The organism is Streptomyces sp. M92 (assembly GCF_028473745.1).
Lineage (GTDB): Bacteria > Actinomycetota > Actinomycetes > Streptomycetales > Streptomycetaceae > Streptomyces.
In genome coordinates, this window is record NZ_CP101137.1 from 2,046,860 (window position 1) to 2,061,073 (window position 14,214).

18 protein-coding genes are annotated in these 14,214 nt (G+C 71.5%); 12 read left to right on the plus strand and 6 right to left on the minus strand.

What is annotated here, in order from left to right; translation table 11 throughout:
• The first annotated feature begins 38 nt into the window (after positions 1–38).
• The 3 genes from M6G08_RS09315 (at position 39) to M6G08_RS09325 (ending at position 1,539) form a co-directional block, all read left to right on the plus strand.
• Complete coding sequence (locus M6G08_RS09315; RefSeq protein ID WP_272586704.1) at positions 39–257, plus strand: hypothetical protein; 219 nt, start codon at positions 39–41, stop codon at positions 255–257.
• A gap of 63 nt (positions 258–320) precedes the next feature.
• Positions 321–1,205 carry a sigma-70 family RNA polymerase sigma factor gene (locus M6G08_RS09320; RefSeq protein WP_272586705.1) on the plus strand — a complete coding sequence of 295 codons (885 nt, stop codon included), beginning with the start codon at positions 321–323 and terminating at the stop codon, positions 1,203–1,205.
• 43 nt (positions 1,206–1,248) lie between these two features.
• Positions 1,249–1,539, plus strand: a complete 291-nt coding sequence (locus M6G08_RS09325) for a hypothetical protein (RefSeq protein ID WP_272586706.1) — start codon at positions 1,249–1,251, stop codon at positions 1,537–1,539.
• Positions 1,540–1,567: 28 nt separating this feature from the next.
• Here M6G08_RS09325 and M6G08_RS09330 read toward each other — a convergent pair whose 3' ends face one another.
• The 3 genes from M6G08_RS09330 to M6G08_RS09340 all read right to left on the minus strand — a co-directional run bounded on the left by M6G08_RS09330 (position 1,568) and on the right by M6G08_RS09340 (position 4,542).
• Positions 1,568–2,218, minus strand: a complete 651-nt coding sequence (locus M6G08_RS09330) for a putative DNA-mimic protein (protein ID WP_272586707.1) — start codon at positions 2,216–2,218, stop codon at positions 1,568–1,570.
• A gap of 139 nt (positions 2,219–2,357) precedes the next feature.
• Positions 2,358–3,059, minus strand: a complete 702-nt coding sequence (locus M6G08_RS09335; protein ID WP_272586708.1) for a GntR family transcriptional regulator — start codon at positions 3,057–3,059, stop codon at positions 2,358–2,360.
• A 127-nt stretch (positions 3,060–3,186) separates the two neighbouring features.
• Positions 3,187–4,542 (minus strand): aspartate aminotransferase family protein, encoded by a 1,356-nt coding sequence (locus M6G08_RS09340; protein ID WP_272586709.1) that lies wholly within the window; start codon positions 4,540–4,542, stop codon positions 3,187–3,189.
• Positions 4,543–4,756: 214 nt separating this feature from the next.
• Here M6G08_RS09340 and M6G08_RS09345 point away from each other — a divergent pair, with 214 nt between their 5' ends.
• Positions 4,757–6,556, plus strand: a complete 1,800-nt coding sequence (locus M6G08_RS09345) for a serine/threonine-protein kinase (protein ID WP_272586710.1) — start codon at positions 4,757–4,759, stop codon at positions 6,554–6,556.
• Positions 6,557–6,566: 10 nt separating this feature from the next.
• Here the strand turns inward: M6G08_RS09345 and M6G08_RS09350 are convergent, their stop codons facing one another.
• Complete coding sequence (locus M6G08_RS09350) at positions 6,567–7,169, minus strand: TetR/AcrR family transcriptional regulator (RefSeq protein ID WP_272586711.1); 603 nt, start codon at positions 7,167–7,169, stop codon at positions 6,567–6,569.
• Between the two features lie 118 nt (positions 7,170–7,287).
• On the opposite strand from M6G08_RS09350, the gene M6G08_RS09355 reads away from it, so the two are divergent.
• Positions 7,288–7,980 carry a nitroreductase gene (locus M6G08_RS09355; protein ID WP_272586712.1) on the plus strand — a complete coding sequence of 231 codons (693 nt, stop codon included), beginning with the start codon at positions 7,288–7,290 and terminating at the stop codon, positions 7,978–7,980.
• Between the two features lie 39 nt (positions 7,981–8,019).
• Here the strand turns inward: M6G08_RS09355 and M6G08_RS09360 are convergent, their stop codons facing one another.
• Positions 8,020–8,778 (minus strand): SLATT domain-containing protein, encoded by a 759-nt coding sequence (locus tag M6G08_RS09360; protein ID WP_272586713.1) that lies wholly within the window; start codon positions 8,776–8,778, stop codon positions 8,020–8,022.
• A gap of 272 nt (positions 8,779–9,050) precedes the next feature.
• On the opposite strand from M6G08_RS09360, the gene M6G08_RS09365 reads away from it, so the two are divergent.
• The 3 genes from M6G08_RS09365 to M6G08_RS09375 all read left to right on the plus strand — a co-directional run bounded on the left by M6G08_RS09365 (position 9,051) and on the right by M6G08_RS09375 (position 10,730).
• Complete coding sequence (locus tag M6G08_RS09365) at positions 9,051–9,392, plus strand: YbaB/EbfC family nucleoid-associated protein (protein ID WP_073726471.1); 342 nt, start codon at positions 9,051–9,053, stop codon at positions 9,390–9,392.
• A gap of 86 nt (positions 9,393–9,478) precedes the next feature.
• Positions 9,479–10,078, plus strand: a complete 600-nt coding sequence (gene recR / locus M6G08_RS09370; RefSeq protein ID WP_073726473.1) for a recombination mediator RecR — start codon at positions 9,479–9,481, stop codon at positions 10,076–10,078.
• Positions 10,071–10,730, plus strand: a complete 660-nt coding sequence (locus M6G08_RS09375) for a DUF5063 domain-containing protein (protein ID WP_272586714.1) — start codon at positions 10,071–10,073, stop codon at positions 10,728–10,730. The genes recR and M6G08_RS09375 overlap by 8 nt, the downstream gene beginning before the upstream one ends.
• Positions 10,731–10,775: 45 nt before the next feature.
• Here the strand turns inward: M6G08_RS09375 and M6G08_RS09380 are convergent, their stop codons facing one another.
• The gene (locus tag M6G08_RS09380; RefSeq protein ID WP_272586715.1) at positions 10,776–11,078 is read right to left on the minus strand and encodes a hypothetical protein; all 303 of its coding nucleotides are present in this window, start codon (positions 11,076–11,078) and stop codon (positions 10,776–10,778) included.
• Positions 11,079–11,230: 152 nt separating this feature from the next.
• Between M6G08_RS09380 and M6G08_RS09385 the strand changes: the two genes are divergently transcribed.
• The 4 genes from M6G08_RS09385 (at position 11,231) to M6G08_RS09400 (ending at position 14,060) form a co-directional block, all read left to right on the plus strand.
• Entirely contained in the window at positions 11,231–11,956 is a 726-nt protein-coding gene (locus tag M6G08_RS09385; RefSeq protein WP_272586716.1) for a helix-turn-helix domain-containing protein, read from the plus strand.
• Positions 11,953–12,138, plus strand: coding sequence for a DUF397 domain-containing protein (locus M6G08_RS09390; RefSeq protein ID WP_272586717.1), 186 nt, complete (start codon positions 11,953–11,955; stop codon positions 12,136–12,138). The genes M6G08_RS09385 and M6G08_RS09390 overlap by 4 nt, the downstream gene beginning before the upstream one ends.
• Before the next feature lie 285 nt (positions 12,139–12,423).
• A complete protein-coding gene (locus tag M6G08_RS09395; RefSeq protein WP_272586718.1) occupies positions 12,424–13,431 on the plus strand; it encodes a hypothetical protein in 1,008 nt (335 codons plus the stop codon).
• 50 nt (positions 13,432–13,481) lie between these two features.
• The gene (locus M6G08_RS09400) at positions 13,482–14,060 is read left to right on the plus strand and encodes a Uma2 family endonuclease (RefSeq protein WP_272586719.1); all 579 of its coding nucleotides are present in this window, start codon (positions 13,482–13,484) and stop codon (positions 14,058–14,060) included.
• Positions 14,061–14,214: the final 154 nt, after the last annotated feature.

Genomic DNA, 14,214 nt, shown 5'->3' on the forward strand with positions numbered 1-14,214 from the left:
CCGGGCGCCGGCCCGGTGCGTGGTGTCGGATCGTCGGCATGACCGACCGTGACCGCCGCGACCGCGCCGCTTCCTGCCAGGGCCCGTACGGTGGCGAGGGCGACCCGGGCGTCCCGGACGGCTGCGGCGACCCGGCCCGCTTCGAGGTCGCCCGGCACCTCAGGACGCCGCTGCGGGTGTGCCCCGTGCACCTGGGGCCGTCGCTGCTGCTGGCGGACAGGGTGCTGTGGCCGCCGGAGATCCGTCTGATCCGCTGAGGGCGCCGGGGTCCGGGTGATTCACTTGGGGCAGACCCCGAGGACGCGGAGGGAAGCCGTACGGTGCCCGGACGACCCGATGTGACGGCGCTCCACTTCGAGCGGGACCGCCCCCGGCTGCGCGCCGTCGCGTACCGCATCCTCGGCTCCCTCGGCGAGGCCGACGACGCCCTCCAGGACGCGTGGCTGCGCGCCGACCGCGCGGACACCTCTCAGGTGGAGAACCTCTCCGGCTGGCTCACCACCGTCGTCGCCCGGGTCTGCCTCAACATGCTGCGCGCCCGCGACACCCGCCGTGAGGAGCCGCTGGAGGAGGGCCCGCGGACGGGAACGAGCGCCACCGACCCCGCCGAGGAGGCCCAGCTCGCCGACGAGGTCGGCATCGCGCTGCTGATCGTGCTGGACACCCTGGGCCCCGCGGAACGGCTCGCCTTCGTCCTGCACGACATGTTCGACGTCCCCTTCGACGACATCGCCGCGATGCTCGGCAAGACCCCCGCCGCCACCCGCCAGCTGGCCAGCCGCGCCCGCCGCCGGGTCCGGGGCGTCCCCGTGCCCGACGCCGACCCGCCCCGCCGGCGCCGCGCGGTCGACGCGTACCTGGCGGCCACCCGGGGCGGCGACTTCGACGCGCTGGTCTCCCTGCTCCACCCGGACGTCGTCCTGCGCGCCGACGCGGCGGTCGTCCCGACGCCCGAGCCCTTCGCCGTCACCGGCGTCGAGCCGGTCGCGCGGGGTGCGATGGCCTCGATGGCACGGGCGCGGTTCACCGGCGTGGTCCTGGTGGACGGCCGGGTCGGCCTGGCGATGGCCGAGCACGGCAGGCTGCGCGTGGTGCTCCGCTTCACCTTCGCGGACGACGACCGCGACGACCGCATCACCGGGATCGACGTGATCGCGGAACCGGACCGGCTGCGCGAACTGCACATCTCGGGCATGGGTGCATAGGCTGAAGCTGTACACGTCGCGTCGGCAGAAGAAGGTGAGTGCGATGCGCGTGCTGCTCAAGGCGACGCTGGACACCGAGAAGTCGAACGAGGTGATCCGCAGCGGCAGGATGGCGGACCTGATCAAGGAGACCGTCGACCACATCAAGCCGGAGGCCGCCTACTTCGGCACCGTCGACGGGCGGCGGACCGCCCTGATGGTCTTCGACCTGCAGGACAGCTCGCAGCTGCCGCCGATCGGGGAACCGTTCTTCATGGAGCTGAACGCCGAGGTCGACGTCTGCCCGATCATGAACGGCGACGATCTGGCGAAGGGACTGTCCCAACTCCGCTGACCGCCTCCGCCGACCGCCCGCCGGCGGTTCAGCTGAACACGATCATCGACCCCTGCGCCAGGCTCCGGGTGGCTGCCGCGTGCAGTCCCAGCCACACGTGCCGCTCACGGGCGAAGGGGCCGGCGTCGTACGGTGCGGGAACGGCCGGCTCCTCCAGCTCCGTCGGGCCGAGCGGCGGCGCGGGCGGTGCCGGAGGGTTGACCGGGTCGATGCCGAGGGCCGGGGCGACGGCCTCCAGCTCCCGCAGCAGGGCGTGCGAGGAGCCCAAGGGGCCGCCGCCCGCCAGGAGTTCGTCGCTGGAGAGCGGGTGCGGGAAGTCGACGGGGACGTAGGCGCCCGCGTGGTCGTAGTGCCAGACCAGGTGCGACTGCTGGGCCGTCGCCTCGAACATCTCCAGCAACTGTTCGTAGTCACCGCCGAGTTCGTCCACCGGCGTCACCGCCAGCCCGCACACCTGGAGCAGGTACGCCCGGCGCAGGAAGTGCAGGGCGTCGTAGTCGAATCCGGCCACCGGCGCGACCTCGCCGGACAGCCCCGGCATGTACTGGTACACCGGCACCGGCGGCAGCCCGGCCTCGGCCAGCACCTTGTCGTACTGCGCGAGTTCCTCGGCGAACGGGTTGTCCGGCGTGTGGCACAAGATGTCGACGAGCGGTACCAGCCACAGGTCACAGGCCAAAAGAGGGCTCCTCACACAGCACGGTGGTCAGGGCAGCGTAGTCGGTACGTGGTGCACGGTCGTGTGGTGCGTGCAGGTCACATACCCATCTGGGGCCCGCCCACGACACCTCGGGCGTTGGTCATCGCGGTCATCGCGGTCATCGCCGGGCGAGGCGCTCGATCAGGGCGAGCGAGTGGGCGTTGTACGCGTCGATCAGCGCACGGGCGGCCGGCGCGTCGCGGCGGGCGAGGGCGTCGACCAGTTCGGTGTGCCCCGACCACAGGGTGCCGCGCAGGTCGCTGAGCCGGCGCAGGTGCTGCACCGTGCACACCCAGCTCCGCACGCGCAGCCGGTGCAGGAAGTCGGAGAGGTAGGGGTTGCCGAAGAGCACGGCCAGCTCGCGCCAGTAGCGCAGGTCGTAGCCGATGAGGACGGTCAGGTCCCCGGCCGAGGCGGCGCGCTGGGCCTCCTCGCCACGGCGGCGGACCCCCGCGAGGGCGGCGGCGACCCGGGGGTCGTCCGTGTCCGGACCGCCCCGCCGGGCACCCTCCAGGGCGAGGAACATCCCGCCGATGACGAGACTGCGGGCCTCGACCATCGCCCGGAAGTCGTCGGCCGAGTACTCGTGCACCCGGAACCCGCGGTGGTGGTCGGCGTCGAGCAGCCCCTGCGCGGACAGGTCCACCAGCGCCTCGCGCACGGGCGTCGCGGACACCCCGTACTGCTCGGCGATCTCCTTGACCGTGAACTCCTGCCCCGGCTGGAGCCGCCCGGACAGCACCTCGTCGCGGAGCGCGTCGGCGATCTGCTGCCGCAGGGTGCTGCGCGTGACGGCACCGGTGCGGCTGGGGCCGGGCATGGTCGGGCGGTCTCCTCGTCGCGTGCGCGTACGCACACCTGTGGCGTGCTCGTACACGTGTCTACGGTGTACGGGCACGCCACCTTACGCGCTCGGATCGCCCTCCTGCCCGCAAGCGGGCAGGCCCTTACTCGGTGTACTCGTCCGCGACGGACAGTGCCGTGTCCAGGGCCGCCAGGCCCTCCTTCAGCTCGGCCTCGGAGACGTTGCACGGCGGGACGACATGGGTCCGGTTCATGTTCACGAACGGCCACACGCCGTGCGCCTTGGCCGAGGCGGCGAAGGCGGACATCGGGGTGGCCGCCTGCCCGGTCGCGTTGTACGGCACCAGCGGCTCCCGGGTCTCCCGGTTCCGCACCAGCTCCAGCGCCCAGAACATGCCGGTGCCGCGTACGTCGCCGACGCTCGGGTGCCGCTCGGCCAGCTCCCGCAGCGCGGGCTCGACGACCTCGGCACCGAGCCGCGCCGCGTGCTCCACGATGCCCTCCTCCTCCATCACCTCGATGGTGGCGACGGCGGCGGCGCAGGCCAGCGGGTGACCGGAGTACGTCAGGCCGCCCGGGTAGGGCCGCTCGGCGAACGTCGCGGCGATCTCGCCGGAGATCGCGACGCCGCCCAGCGGGACGTAGCCCGAGTTCACGCCCTTGGCGAAGGTCATCAGGTCGGGCACGACGTCGTACAGGTCGGCCGCGAACCACGTGCCGGTCCGCCCGAACCCGGCCATGACCTCGTCCAGCACGAACACGATCCCGTACTTGTCGCAGATCTCCCGCACCCCGGCCAGGTAGCCGGGCGGCGGCGTCATGATCCCCGCCGTGCCCGGGATCGTCTCCAGGACGATCGCGGCGACGGTCCCGGGGCCCTCGAAGGCGATCGTCGTCTCCAGGTGCTCCAGCGCCCGCGCGCACTCCTGCTCCTCGGTCTCGGCGTAGAAGCGCGAGCGGTACAGGAAGGGCGCCCAGAAGTGCACGGCACCGGCGGTGCCGCTGTCCGAGGCCCAGCGGCGCGGGTCGCCGGTGATGTTGATCGCCTGCTGGGTGCCGCCGTGGTACGAGCGGTACGCCGACAGCACCTTCGGCCGGCCGGTGTGCAGCCGCGCCATGCGCACGGCGTGCTCGACTGCGTCCGCGCCGCCGTTGGTGAAGAAGATCTTGTCCAGGTCGCCGGGCGTCCGCTCGGCGATCAGCCGTGCCGCCTCGGAACGCGCCTCGACGGCGAACGCCGGCGCGAAGGTCGTCATCCGCGCCGCCTGCTCCTGGATCGCGGCGACGACCTTGGGGTGCTGGTAGCCGATGTTGGTGTAGACGAGACCGCTGGCGAGGTCGAGGTAGCGCTTCCCTTCGTAGTCCCAGAAGTACGACCCCTCGGCGCCGGCGACGGCGAGCGGGTCGATGAGCTCCTGCGCGGACCAGGAGTGGAAGACGTGCGAGCGGTCCGCCGCCTTCACGGCGGCGCCGGCCTGGGGATCGGGCTGAGGGGTCATGCGGCCGAGGGTAGATGTCCGCGATGCGGAAACGGAATCGGCGTCCTGTCTGTGGACGGCGGCTTTCCGCGACAGGTTGTCGACGCGGTGCCGGTCCGCGCGGCGGCCCGTTACGGAACCGTAGAGATGGACCCGCTCCCCGTGCGGCCGCCCCGCACTATCCTCGGTCTGTTGCTCACGTGGAGGTTCACGTGCGGGGGAAGGCGGCACGGACATGCAGAAGCTCGGGGACGGGGACCCGCGTCACATCGGGGACTACCGGCTGCTGGGGAGGCTCGGCGCGGGAGGCATGGGCCACGTCTATCTGGCCCGCTCGGACCGTGGGCGCACGGTCGCCGTGAAGCTGGTGCGCGGGGAACTGGCCGCGCAGGAGGAGTTCCGGGAGCGGTTCCGCAAGGAGGTCGAGTCCGCGCGGCGGGTCGGCGGCCACTGGACCGCGCCCGTGCTGGACGCCGACACCGAGGCGGCCGTGCCCTGGGTCGCCACCGGGTACGTCGCGGGGCCCAGCCTCCAGCAGGTCGTGGGCCACGACCACGGCGCCCTGCCGGAACGCTCGGTGCGCACCCTGGCCGCCGGGCTCGCCCACGCCCTCCAGGACATCCACGCGGCCGGGATCATCCACCGCGACCTCAAGCCGTCCAACGTGCTCGTCACCATCGACGGCCCCCGGGTCATCGACTTCGGCATCGCGCGGGCCCTGCAGACGGTGACCGACGGCGGACTCACCCGGACCGGCGCGCTGGTCGGCTCGCCCGGCTTCATGGCGCCCGAGCAGGTGCGCGGCGACCGCATCACGCCCGCCTGCGACGTCTTCTGCCTCGGCTCCGTCATCGCCTACGCGGCCACCGGCGCACTCCCCTTCGGCACCGCCAACAGCGGCGTGCACGCGCTGATGTTCCGCATCGCGCAGGAGGAGCCCGACCTCGACCGGGTGCCCGAGGGCATCGCCGACCTCGTGCGTGACTGTCTGAAGAAGGACCCCGCCGCCCGTCCCAGCCTCGCCGACGTACTGGCCCGCACCGGCGCCCAGGACACGGTCGCCGACGGCCGCTCCCGGGACCCGTGGCTGCCCGGCGCGCTGGTCGCCCAGCTCGGTCGGCACGCCGTACGGCTGCTGGACACGGAGGACCCGGAGTCACCGGCGGCGGCCCCGGAACCGTCGGGCCCGCCGCCGCCCCGCGAACCGGGCGGCGGAGCCGGCGCCGGGGCCCCGCTGAACCACCTCCCCACCCTCGTCGCGGGCCAGAATCCCCCGGCACCCCCGCCCGCCGCCCCCCACGCGTACGCTCCGGTCCACGGTGCGCCGCCGCCGGGGCACCATCCGTACGGCGGCCTCGGCTCGACTCCGCCCTACGGTCCGCCGCCGCACGGCACCCCGCCCTACGGTCCGCCGCCGTACGGCCCGCCCCACGAGCGGCCCGGGAGAGGCCGTTCCACCGCGCTCCTGATCGTGGTCGCCCTGGTGGTGGCGCTGGGCGCCGGAGGCTCGGTCTACGCGCTGATGAGCGGCAAGGACGACGGCGGCGACCGGGCCGGCGGCGACCCCAAGGCCACCGCGACGGCCACCGCGTCCCAGGGCCGGGGAGAGGACCAGGACCCCACCCCGGACGGCTCGTCCCCGACGGCGGAGGCCGACCGGCCCACCACCCCGGCGCCCCGGGACGGCACGATCCCGGCGGCCTATCTGGGCACGTGGACCACGACCATCGACAACGCCTCCGGCGTCCACACCCGGCGGCTGACCATCCAGCAGGGCGAGGTCGGCGACACGGTCCTCTCCCTCGTCGCCGACGGCCCGGCGGGCGGCACCACCTACCACTGCGTCTTCGAGGCCGACCTGTCCACCGCCCCGGACTCGGACGGCCCCCTGCGCATCGGCCCCTCGACGGTCACGGTGGGCCCCGCCACCTCCTGCGCCCCGGGCGAGCCGACCACGGTCACCCTGCTCCCGGACGGCAGCCTGCGGCGGGTGAACAACGCCAACGGGGAGAGCCTGACGTACACCCGGCGGTGACGGCTCGGCGTCAGCTCACGGGCGTCATGGGCGTCAGGGCGCTGTCCAGGAGGATCTCCGCTGCCGCCCGTGCGTGCCGTCCGTAGCCCGCGTCGTCCAGCACCATGGCACGGCTGGCGGCCCCGTCCGCGAGAGTGACGAGTTGTTCGGCCAGTACGGCGGGCTCGCGGCAGCCCAGTTCCGTCACCAGTGCGGTCACCAGCCGCACCATCAGCAGTTTCTGTTCGCGGGCGTAGGAGTGGACCGCGCTTCGCGGGTCCGGGAACTCTGCGGCGGCGTCGATGAACGGGCATCCGCGGACGGGAGTCGCGTCCGCCGAAGGCGCGTCGAACAGTGCGAGGATCCGCTCTCTCGCCGGGATGTCCTCGCGCACCAGCGCGCTCTCCAGGGTCTGCCCCGTCGAGGCGAGGTCCTGGAGGTGGGCGACGACCAGGTCGCTCTTGGTCCGGAAGTGCGCGTAGAGAGTGCGCTTGGACACCGGTGCCTGCTCCGCGACCTGTTCCATGCCGGTCGCGTTGATCCCCTGGGCCGCGAACAACCGGGCGGCGGCGGCCAGGATGCGTTCGCGCCCCCCGCGGCCGGGCCGCCGAGACGTCGTCGTCACCGTGCTCATGGGGAAAGTATACGACCTCGTTTACTTCGGAAGAGGCGATCGGCTACAGTTCTCTCGTAAGTAAACGTCCCCGTTTACTTTGATCCCTGAGCGCCTTGAACACCGTGAGGAGAGTCCGATGAGCGGGCTGGTTTTCGCCGAGCTGAGCGACTACGCGGAGAAGCTGATACGCGGTCGCCACGCGACCCGCGCGTTCCGTCCCGAAGCCGTCCCCGAGGACACGCTGCGCGCGATCTTCTCGCTCGCCGGCGCCGCGCCGTCCAACTCCAACGCGCAACCCTGGCGGATCGAGGTGGTCAGCGGCGCGAGGCGCGTCCGACTGGCGGACGCCCTGCGGACGGCCCACGCCGAACAGCGCACCTCGGCCGATTTTCCGTACTCCGAGGGCATGTACGCCCAGGTCCACCAGGAGCGCAGGGCGGCGTTCGGTGCCGCTCTGTACGGAGCGCTGGGCATCGCCCCTGACGACCACGCGGCCCGCGGGGCCTACGACGCGGAGAGCCTGCGCTTCTACGGGGCGCCACACGCGGCGTTCCTGTTCGTCACCGGCGACGCCGGGGCGCGACTCGCCGCCGACGTCGGCGCCTACCTGCAGACACTGCTCCTGGCCATGGCCGCGTACGGCGTGGACAGCTGCCCGCAAGGCCTGCTCAGCTTCTATGCCGACACCGTCCGCGACGAACTCGGGGTCACGGAAGGGAAGCTGCTCGTGGGCGTCTCCTTCGGCTACGCCGACGAGACGGCGCCGGTGAACCGGGCCACAACCGAGCGGGCCCCCCTCGAAGCGACCACCACCTTCCACGGCCGCTAGGACCTTGGCGCGGCGCGGACGGTCACCGCCGCCACGTGCTCACCGAGGCTCCGGCGGCCGTTGCCGGGGCATGTTCGGCCGAGCCCCGTTCGGCGCGACGGAGAACCGCCCCGGCCCGGCGCTCCCCGTCTCGGACCGCCCCGCGCCGCCACCGGCCGCCCCCCACTGCAACCCCAGCGGAGCGACCCCGCTGCGGAAATCCACCATCCAGTCCGCCGTCTCCGCCCGCACCAGCTCCGTGACGTCCTCGGAGAACCGCCGCAGCACCCCCAGGCACCGCTCGGCCGCCTCGCTCGCCGTCCCGTCCGCCGGGCCCAGTACCTCCCGTACGCTCTCCGACGCCCAGTCGAACTGGAGCACCTGGAGCCGCCGCTGCACCGCCTGCGCCGTGGCCACGTCCCGCATCCACCCGGACGTCACCCCGAAGTACCGGTCCCCGGCCACGCACGCCACCGCGCACAGCAGCGCCAGATACCCCCAGGGCGCGGCCCCGCCCACCGCCCCGGACATGTCCAGCAGCGGCAGCACCGCCCCGGCCAGCGCCCCCGCCGCGGCCCCGCACCGCAGCGTCACCGCGACCCGCCGCTTGCGCACGCGGTCCGCGAGATACCAGGCCGCCGTCTCCAGCGCGCCCCGCTCCACCCACCGGTACAGCTCGTCCAGCCGCTCCGCGGGCAGCGACCAGTCCCCGTGCGGAAACGCCCGCCCGGTCAGGTCGCCCGACCGGAGCCCGGCCGCCCCCTCACCACCCCGTCCGTCGTGCGGCGGCCTCTCGGGCTGCATCTCCGGCTGACCCACCCGGCACTCCCTACTGCTCACCGTCCGTGACGACCTGAAGACTGAAGAGACCCGCGGACCTCGTACGCCGGAACCTTCCTACCGCCCAATGGGTGGCCCGGCCCCGGGTTCCGCCGCTTTTCCGCCCGGAAGAGGGCCTTGATCAGGTATAGGCCTCCCGCGGTGTCACCCGAAAGAGTGCTGGGGCGAGGGCCGCACGGACCACGTAGGCTCGTGCCGAACGGCAAAAACCCGCGGTGACCCCGCGGCGACAGCGGCGACAGGAGCTGAACGTGATCCCCGGTGGTGGCCAGCCCAACATGCAGCAGCTGCTCCAGCAGGCCCAGAAGATGCAGCAGGACCTGGCGAAGGCCCAGGAGGAACTGGCGCAGACGGAGGTCGACGGCCAGTCCGGCGGTGGCCTGGTGAAGGCCACCGTCACCGGTTCCGGCGAGCTGCGCGGCCTCGTGATCGACCCGAAGGCGGTGGACCCGGAGGACACCGAGACCCTCGCCGACCTGGTCGTGGCGGCCGTCCAGGCGGCCAACGAGAACGCGCAGAACCTCCAGCAGCAGAAGCTCGGCCCGCTCGCCCAGGGGCTGGGCGGCGGCGGCATTCCCGGCCTGCCGTTCTGAGCCCGCCTTTCCGGTTCGCCTTTCTCGGACCGGCCGAAGCCATCTACCGTACGTAGTGCAGGAACCTCAGGAAGGACGGCAGTCCGTTGTACGAAGGCGTGGTTCAGGACCTCATCGACGAACTCGGGCGGCTGCCCGGCGTCGGTCCCAAGAGCGCGCAGCGGATCGCCTTCCACGTCCTCCAGGCGGAACCGACCGACGTACGGCGGCTCGCCCAAGCCCTCATGGAAGTGAAGGCCAAGGTCCGCTTCTGCGCGACCTGCGGAAACGTCGCGCAGGAGGAGCAGTGCAACATCTGCCGGGACACCCGGCGCGACCCCGCGGTCATCTGCGTCGTGGAGGAACCGAAGGACGTCGTCGCCATCGAGCGCACCCGTGAGTTCCGCGGGCGCTACCACGTGCTCGGTGGCGCGATCAGCCCGATCGACGGAGTCGGTCCCGACGACCTCCGCATCCGTGAACTGCTCGCCCGCCTCGCGGACGGCACGGTCACGGAACTCATCCTGGCCACGGACCCGAATCTGGAGGGCGAGGCCACGGCCACGTACCTCGCCCGCATGATCAAGCCCATGGGCCTCAAGGTCACCCGCCTGGCCAGCGGCCTCCCGGTGGGCGGCGACCTGGAATACGCGGACGAGGTGACCCTCGGCCGCGCCTTCGAGGGGAGACGACTCCTAGATGTCTGACGCCACGCTGCACGCGACCAACCAGAACCCGGACGACTTCGCCGTCCAGATCGCCGACCAGATCGAGAGCTTCCTGGTCGCCGTCACCGAGGTGGCGAAGGGCGACGAGCCGGACTCCGCCGTCCCCTTCCTCCTCCTGGAGGTCTCCCAGCTCATGCTGGCCGGCGGCCGCCTGGGCGCCCACGAGGACATCGTCCCCGACGAGCGCTACGAGCCCGACCCGGGCCCGGAACTCGACGTGGACGAACTCCGCGAGAACCTCGCCCGCCTCCTCGACCCCATCGACGTCTACTCCGAGGTCTTCGACCCCTACGAGCCGCGCAAGGCGCCCGTCCCGGCCCGTATCTCCGACGACCTCACCGACGTCATCACCGACCTCCGCCACGGCATGGCCCACTACAAGGCGGGCCGCACCACGGAAGCCCTGTGGTGGTGGCAGTTCTCCTACTTCTCCAACTGGGGCTCCACCGCCTCCGCCACCCTGCGCGCCCTCCAGTCCGTCGTCGCCCACGTCCGCCTCAACCAGCCCCTGGAGGAGCTGGACGGCCTCGACACCGACCAGGGCCTCGGCGACGACACCCTGGAGACGGAGGCCGGCCGGGTCATGGTGGAGGAGATCGCGGGACCGCTGGGACTGCGCCCGGTCACGTGAGGACGGGTGCTGTGCTGAAAAGCGTGAGCAGATGGTGGGGAAGTGTCATTTAGGCGCTCGGATGAGCGGGGCGATGACAGTGGGGGCGGTTTTGTTCACGCTTTTTGGGGTGGAGGGGGCAGCGCGGCCCGCAGCCGCGCCGGGCGCCAGCGGGAAGTACGCCCACCTCCCACCACCCGCCTCGCACATGATCGGCCCCGCGTCGTCGTCGGTGGCCTCGACGAGCCAGTCGGCGACCAGCTCCCCACGGATGCCGTCGACCCGTACGGCGTCGAAGTGGACGCCCGCGAGGTGCAGTTGATGTCCGGCGAGCGGGACCCAAGAGGGGCGGCGAATTGTCTCCGTCATGGTCACACGCTGGCGGCAACGTAGCTACGCTCGGTAGCGACTGAGGTGATACACGCCGGGGCGCATCGGTCGGAGGTGCGCGCTGTGTCTCAATCGCCTGTTGCCTGGCGCTACAGCGGCAACCAGATGAACGCTGGCGCACCAGGGCCAACGTGAGCAGGGAGCAGCTAGCCGAGGCTGCCAGCTACTCCCCGGACACCATCAAGTCCATGGAGCAGGGCGTACGCATGCCGACGTCGCGAGTCCTGGACGTGGCAGACGAGATGTGCGGGGCGGAGGGGTTGCTCAGCGCGGCGAAGGAGTACTTGAGTCGGGAGCGCTTTCCCCCTGGGGCTGTCGATTTCATGGAGCGCGAGAGGGAGGCGGTCAGCCGCTGGTGGTACGAGGCCACCTACATTCCGGGGCTGTTGCAGACCAAGGCGTACGCGACGGCTCTCATCGGCAACCATGTGCCGTTGCTGGGCGAGGAGACGGTTCAGGAGCGGATCGCGGCACGCATGGAGCGGCAGGCGACCCTGTCATGCCGGAAGCCTCCCGTGGCGCTGAGCTTCACGCTCTACGAGGCCGCCTTGCGCAGCCCGCAGGTGGATGAGGGGCAACTGCGGCGACTTCTGGAGGTGACTCGCCTCTCGAATGTCGCCCTGCAAGTACTTCCGTGCGAGCGGGCCATCGCTCCAGCGCTCATGGGGCCCATGGTGCTTCTGGAGACTCGTGACCACGAGCGATTCGCCTTCACGGAGGGCGCGTTGTCGAGTGCGCTCTCGGTCGACTTGGAGGTTGTCAGCCGGGCGACAGGGATACTTAGCATGATCCGCGCACAGGCTCTCAGCCCCGACGAGTCAGCCCATTTCATCGAGCGGATGGTGGATCAGGAATGAGCGACGAGATGGAGTGGGTCAAGTCGAGCTACAGCAACTCCGAAGGCGGCGCCTGCGTCGAGGTCGCCCTCGCCCCCACCATTCACGTCCGCGACTCCAAGACCGCACCGGCCGGCCCCGAACTCCACGTCTCCGCCCCCGCCTGGTCGGCCTTCATCGCTGCAGTTCAGCCCGGAGCTTGAGCCCCGGGACCCGAGCTCTTCCCTTGGTTTTCTGGTCTGGTTGGAATACCCAACCAACCAAGTTTGTACGCGAGTTGACGCGCCATACCTCGTAAGAGTGACGTTCCGTGATCGGCTTGCGTCGCTGTGTCAAGCGGCTCTACGTTCGCGGCATATGACCGGCAAATGAGTCGGCCCCGGCGGTGCGCCAACACCAATCCGGGACCTGACCGACGCATCGAAGACAGAGGTTCGATGGTGGCTTGCGCCAACCTTAGTCCCGCCCTGCCCTCCCCGTCCCACCCCATGGCCAATCCGGGCTACGGGAAACGCCTCGCGGGCGACGAATACCCGCACGCGGACCCGGACTTCGCACACCTGAGCCCGCGCGAGGCGGAGATCGCCGTCTTCGTCGACCACCTCGACAACGGTCAGGCGATGGGCCACAAGGTCCTCGCGGCACAGCACCCCCGCTACGGCCAGCAGGCGGTGCGCACGTCGCTCAACCGCCTCGCGGACGCCGGCCACCTGCGCTGGATCAGGGAACACATCACCGTCGAGGACAACACCATGCGGTGGGTCACGCGGACGTACTGGTCGCGTACGCGCAGGTCGAATGCGTGGTGGGAGGAGTTCGCGCGGGAGCGGAAGGGCCGGATCGTGCCCGGCGACCTCCGCCCCGGCCTGGCCCGCACCGACGAGCCCGAACTGCCCGAACCGGAGGCCGCCCCGGAGACCGACCCGCAGTCAGAGCCCAAGTCCGGGCCCGAGCCCGACCCCGAGGCCTCCACCTCGTACCTCACCCTCGCCGGAATCCGCGAGGCGGACCCCCGTATGTCCCTGTCCGCGTCCGACTGCCGGTCCCTCGCCTCGCTGGCGGGGGAGTGGCTGTCGCGCGGGGCGACGCCAGGGGACATCACCCGCGCGGTGACCGAGGGCCTTCCCGCGACCGTGAACAACCCGGGCGGACTCGCCCGCAACCGACTGGAGAACAAGATGCCCCCGAAGAAGGCGAAGATCCGCCAGAAGGCCGCCCCACGCCGGGCCCGCGTGACCCGCGCGGTCATGGCCTGCATGGACTGCGACGCGGACGAGCGGACGACGGAGATCAAGGGCGGGATGTGCCCCGACTGCCGCGCCGAGTTCGAGGCGGCCGTGGCCGCCGAGGAAGCCGGTCTGCTGGACGTCGGCTACGTGCCGGACACGTTCCTGGCCGTCCCCGACGCGGTGTACGAGGTCGTGGACGTCCCCCGCCGCGCGGCGGAGGTGCGCGCGGCGGCCGGCCTGCCGCCGAGGACGGAGCGGACGCTGTGAGCGTGCAGGAGGCGCCGGCCGGGGCACCATGGTGTCGAGGAGGCGACACCATGAGCCCTAGGACCGAGCACCGGCCCCAGATGTCAGTCGAGGAGTTCGAGGAGTTCGAACGCCATGCCCCGGAGTCCGTGTGGCTGGAGTTCATTCATGGAAAGGTCGTGGTCAAGCCCATGGCGGACGGCAACCACCGCGAGATGATCGCGTGGCTGCAACGGGTGTGCGTGCAGCACCGGCCGGACCTGTGGTTGCACGCAGAGAGTGGGCTGCAGACGGAGAAGTACCGAAAGGGGCGAGCCCGCGCGGACGGTGTGCTGGTGCGCGTGGGTGGCTTGAAGGGCCACGGTGAATGGTCCGAGGCTGAGGGAGCTCTCATGGCCGTGGAGATCACGTCGTACGACTCCGACACCAACCGGCGCGACCGAGTAGAGAAGCCCGACGCATACGCCGCCGCAGGCATCCCCGTCTATCTCCTCGTCGACCGGGACGACTGCACGGTCACGGTGTTCACCGAGCCGAAGGACGGCCGCTACCGCACGCAGGTGAACAGCGCCTTCGGCGCCCCCGTGCACCTCCCCGCCCCCGTCGACATCACCCTCGACACCGAGCCCCTCAAAGACCTGGCGGACTGACGTCTCTCACTTGTGAACGTGTGACACACGGCACTTTCCCGAGTGACCCGCGTCGCGATGGGCATGAGCCAGCCTGAGCGAGTACCCGGGTCTCACCATGCGATACCGCAGAGGCGAAACCCGGACGCTCGGTAAAATGAGCCGACCGCAGTAC

Excerpts from the sequence above, each read along its gene's own strand:
- M6G08_RS09315 (WP_272586704.1), top strand. The coding sequence starts at position 39 with ATGACCGACCGTGACCGCCGCGACCGCGCCGCTTCCTGCCAGGGCCCG.
- M6G08_RS09325 (WP_272586706.1), top strand. The coding sequence starts at position 1,249 with ATGCGCGTGCTGCTCAAGGCGACGCTGGACACCGAGAAGTCGAACGAG.
- M6G08_RS09335 (WP_272586708.1), bottom strand. The coding sequence starts at position 3,059 with ATGCCCGGCCCCAGCCGCACCGGTGCCGTCACGCGCAGCACCCTGCGG.
- M6G08_RS09340 (WP_272586709.1), bottom strand. The coding sequence starts at position 4,542 with ATGACCCCTCAGCCCGATCCCCAGGCCGGCGCCGCCGTGAAGGCGGCG.
- M6G08_RS09345 (WP_272586710.1), top strand. The coding sequence starts at position 4,757 with ATGCAGAAGCTCGGGGACGGGGACCCGCGTCACATCGGGGACTACCGG.
- M6G08_RS09350 (WP_272586711.1), bottom strand. The coding sequence starts at position 7,169 with ATGAGCACGGTGACGACGACGTCTCGGCGGCCCGGCCGCGGGGGGCGC.
- M6G08_RS09355 (WP_272586712.1), top strand. The coding sequence starts at position 7,288 with ATGAGCGGGCTGGTTTTCGCCGAGCTGAGCGACTACGCGGAGAAGCTG.
- M6G08_RS09375 (WP_272586714.1), top strand. The coding sequence starts at position 10,071 with ATGTCTGACGCCACGCTGCACGCGACCAACCAGAACCCGGACGACTTC.
- M6G08_RS09380 (WP_272586715.1), bottom strand. The coding sequence starts at position 11,078 with ATGACGGAGACAATTCGCCGCCCCTCTTGGGTCCCGCTCGCCGGACAT.
- M6G08_RS09390 (WP_272586717.1), top strand. The coding sequence starts at position 11,953 with ATGAGCGACGAGATGGAGTGGGTCAAGTCGAGCTACAGCAACTCCGAA.
- M6G08_RS09395 (WP_272586718.1), top strand. The coding sequence starts at position 12,424 with ATGGCCAATCCGGGCTACGGGAAACGCCTCGCGGGCGACGAATACCCG.
- M6G08_RS09400 (WP_272586719.1), top strand. The coding sequence starts at position 13,482 with ATGAGCCCTAGGACCGAGCACCGGCCCCAGATGTCAGTCGAGGAGTTC.